Genomic DNA, 3,618 nt, shown 5'->3' on the forward strand with positions numbered 1-3,618 from the left:
TGAGTTTTTTAATTTCCGCTTGTAGTCGGTTCCAATTAGTTTTCCTTTCGGTTCTTACTGAAGGTGATTGATTAGGTATATATTTGTATTTTTTTGATTCATTTAACCTATCGATTTCTGTTTGTTTTGTCGCTAGTTGTTCTTGTAATGGTAATTTTTGTTGTTCGAAAGAAGTTATTTTTGGGAGAATAAGATTTAATTGTGATTGGTATTCATCGCATTTTGTTTGTGCTTCGTCTACCCATGTTTTTTGCTGTTTTAATAAATCCAATGATAATTTCCAACTCTTTTTTAATTCCGCAATTTTTTCTTGTTCTGCGGAAGATAAATCAGGAGGCAAGACAGCAGAATGATCAGTTTCTTGAAACAAATAAGTTTTAATTTGTTCGAAACGACTAGCCGTTGTTTTGATTTTTGGTTGGGCTATTTCCGAAGAACGTTTTGGTCTGGTAAAAATTGGTTTTTCTATTTCGGATGCTTCAGACTCGAATGTTTCTTTTTCTGTTTCTAAAGAAGATAAAGGTTTTTGGGGAGAAGCGACATGAGAACGATTTTTATTAATCATCATGATAATTATTATTCCCATGAATAAAATAACCATTATTTCAATAAAATATTTTTTAAAAAAGTTTTTTTGATTCACGAATTTCTGAACCTTTCCGATAATAAGAGATATTATTATCAAATTTAGAAATTTGAATATATCAATATTATATAACTTTAAGCAAGAAATGTGGCAAGAAAATAATGATGAAATCAATTTTCATTATTATTTATTGATAATTGGTTGATAGAATTTGGCATATTTTTTGTTTTTTTGTTGTTCTAAGAAACGTTGTTGAGCGCGAGCGTAACTGGGATTTTTTTGTTTTAGTTCTTCTTTTGTGGCATTTATTTTTTCATTTTTATTTTCTAATTCTTCTTCTAAAACATATTTTGTTTCAAATAATTTAGAAGTTTTTGAAACTTTATTTTGTTCTCGAATTAATTCTTTGACAATCTTATCATATTCATTAATCCAAGACCAAAATTCTTTGTTTATATTTTCATTGATTTGGTAAGAATTCGTAATTTCTTGTTTTAAATCATCATCTTTTTGACGTTTTTGATAATCAGCTTTTCTTTGTTGACAATCTTTTTCATCCGCTTTGAGTTTCGCTAAATCACGGTCAATTCGAGCACAAATGGAGAGATAAGTTTCTTGAGACATCATTTTCAAGGATCCATCAGGGTGACAAAAGAGTTCTCGTGCTAAATGAACGATACGGTGGGCTTCATGAACTCCAAAACCTACTTTGGCCATTGTTTCTGCAGTTTTTTTCGTAACCCCGCCACCTATCGCTCTTAACATACCACGACCCCCAAAGGCGTCCATATAAAGTTCGGCTCCTCCCAAAAGGGCGTCACGGAGATTACCAAAACTAAATTCATGTCTTTTATCCCAATCATCTAAAGCGGTTTTAGCGGCATCCGCTCCAGTGCGTAAAATTTTTAATTGTTCTTGTTCCATACCAATCAATGTTATTTTTTTCTCGATTTCCTCAATGTTTTTTTGAATTTCGGCACGGCGTTCTTCAATTGATTGGATTTGGTTCAATATTGATTTTTCATCATCCTTTAAATTTTTATATTTTTTTTCTAATCTTTTTTTAGAATCTACGGCACGAGTTAACATACTTTGGTAATATTCTTGGTCTGCTTCTAAATCGCGAATTTGAATATTAATGTCTTCAATTTCACCAATAATTTCAAGTCTTTCGTCCTTGAGTTTTTTAATTTCCGCTTGTAATCTAATTTTTACATCAGGTGAAGCTAATTTCAATTGTTCTTCTTTAGCTTTTATTTCTTGTTCTTTAACAGCTTTTTCTTTTTCTAAATAAACTAATTTTCCTTTTAAGATAGTAATATTTTCGTTGTTTTCCGACATTTTTTCTTTTATTTCTTTAATTTTAGTTTCATTTTCTGCTAAAGCAGTTTTAATTTTAGTTTTGGCTACTTGGGTTAATTCTTTTTGTTCCGCTAATTCTTTTAAATCTCTTTCACATTTTTCTAATTCTTTTTCCCAATCTTGTTTAAGACCATGGAAATTATTAATCGTTTCCTCATATTTATGGAGAGCTCGATCAACTTCAGGAATTAATTTGCCATAATATTTACTAGATGGCTCGGGTGGTCGATAAAAGAAAAATAAATATATCAAACTACAGACCAAAAGCGATACTCCGAAAGGAATTAAATAACCTTTCCAAGTAGGGGTATTTGAAGGATTATATTTGTTTTTAATGAAAAGAAAACCACCCCAAAGAACACTGGCTAATAAAAACCAAGTAAAATACGATTTCCAAGTAAAATAACTTTTCAATAAATCTAAAAGTGATAACATCTTATTGATTCACCTCCTTTCTTTTTCAATTTGTTCTAATAAACTAAGATCTGGAGAAATAATCATTTGATAAGCTTGTTTTAAGTCTTCGACATTGATTTCCTTTCGACGATTTTCACCTTGGCCTCGGTTTTGGGCAAAGATAGTTACGGTTGCTTTTAAAAGGTTCTCTAAAGTTCGATTTGCTTTTAAAAAATATTGCTCAGGGGGTAATCGTTCTAAAGCTTCATTAATAACTTCATATAAATACTGTTGGGCTTCTGCACTATAAGGATTCTTTCTTTTTTGAATTAAGAAAGCCAACATTTGTTGGCGTTCGCCTTTGTTTCCTGGTTTAATTTCAATATTATAAGTAAAACGTGATTTAATCGCTTCATCAATTTGATGGATATGATTAGTCGCTCCCATAATGAAAATTGGTTTTTCAGGGTTATTTTCCGAAGAAGTCATTTCTGTTTTGAATTGATTCACTACATTGGCAATTTCTGAATCCGCTTCTAACATCCTTAAATCGGAAAAAATGGTTTCACATTCATCTAAAAAGATAATGGCTCCTTTATTTTCTTCCGCGACGAACCGTGCCATCGTAAATAAATCTTTCACCATTTGTGGTGCGATCCCTCTATATTTTTGCGAGAATAAAGAACTATTGACCTCAAACAAAGGTAAATTAGCTTCTTTAGCGATCGCTCGCGCGAAAGTGGTTTTTCCTGTTCCAGGACACCCATACATCAAAATTCCTAAGGGTGATTCTACTTCGCCAATTCCTTGGTAATTGTTGGGATTTTTTAAATAATCAATAAACCCTTGTCCTGCTTTTAATTCTTCTTTCAAACCAATCAATTTATCCAATCCCATAAATTTTTGGGGATCGGCGGGGTGAAACAGTATCTCTGGGGTGGGAGAGTTGGGGGTTTGGTTAAATTGGGTGATTTGTTTTTCGGTTTCTAGTAAAGTTTGGTGATGAATCCACACATAAGTTCCTAAAAAACCAATCAAAAAACAAAGGAATATCAGTAATAATTTTAAAAATAATGGTAAAGTTTTTTTTGGTTTACTCATCGGGAACTCCTTTCCGAACCCAAAAAAAGACTAAGTGGCTATGAACAAATTAAAAAAATGCGTAACTATAAGGGAAATCCTGATGTTACTTATTAATAGATTTATATTCCAAGGTCGTACGCATCTAACTGACCGTCTAAAAGCGGAATGTTGTGAGAATTGCGACAAAACAA

3 protein-coding genes are annotated in these 3,618 nt (G+C 31.8%); all 3 read right to left on the reverse strand.

Annotated elements, in window-relative coordinates:
- On the reverse strand, positions 1-643 hold a 643-nt coding region (locus OC698_RS02730; protein ID WP_304513174.1), incomplete at its 3' end, for a hypothetical protein.
- 126 nt (positions 644-769) lie between these two features.
- Positions 770-2,383, reverse strand: a complete 1,614-nt coding sequence (locus OC698_RS02735; protein WP_304513175.1) for a coiled-coil domain-containing protein — start codon at positions 2,381-2,383, stop codon at positions 770-772.
- 9 nt (positions 2,384-2,392) lie between these two features.
- On the reverse strand, positions 2,393-3,445 hold the full coding sequence (locus OC698_RS02740) for an AAA family ATPase (protein ID WP_304513176.1): 1,053 nt from the start codon (positions 3,443-3,445) through the stop codon (positions 2,393-2,395).
- Positions 3,446-3,618 lie beyond the last annotated feature (173 nt).

The sequence above is a fragment of the Candidatus Phytoplasma gossypii genome (genome assembly GCF_030586975.1).
Classification (GTDB): Bacteria; Bacillota_I; Bacilli_A; order Acholeplasmatales; family Acholeplasmataceae; genus Phytoplasma; species Phytoplasma citri.

Coding starts and splice junctions, on each gene's coding strand:
- OC698_RS02735 (WP_304513175.1), bottom strand. CDS start 2,383: ATGTTATCACTTTTAGATTTATTGAAAAGTTATTTTACTTGGAAATCG.
- OC698_RS02740 (WP_304513176.1), bottom strand. CDS start 3,445: ATGAGTAAACCAAAAAAAACTTTACCATTATTTTTAAAATTATTACTG.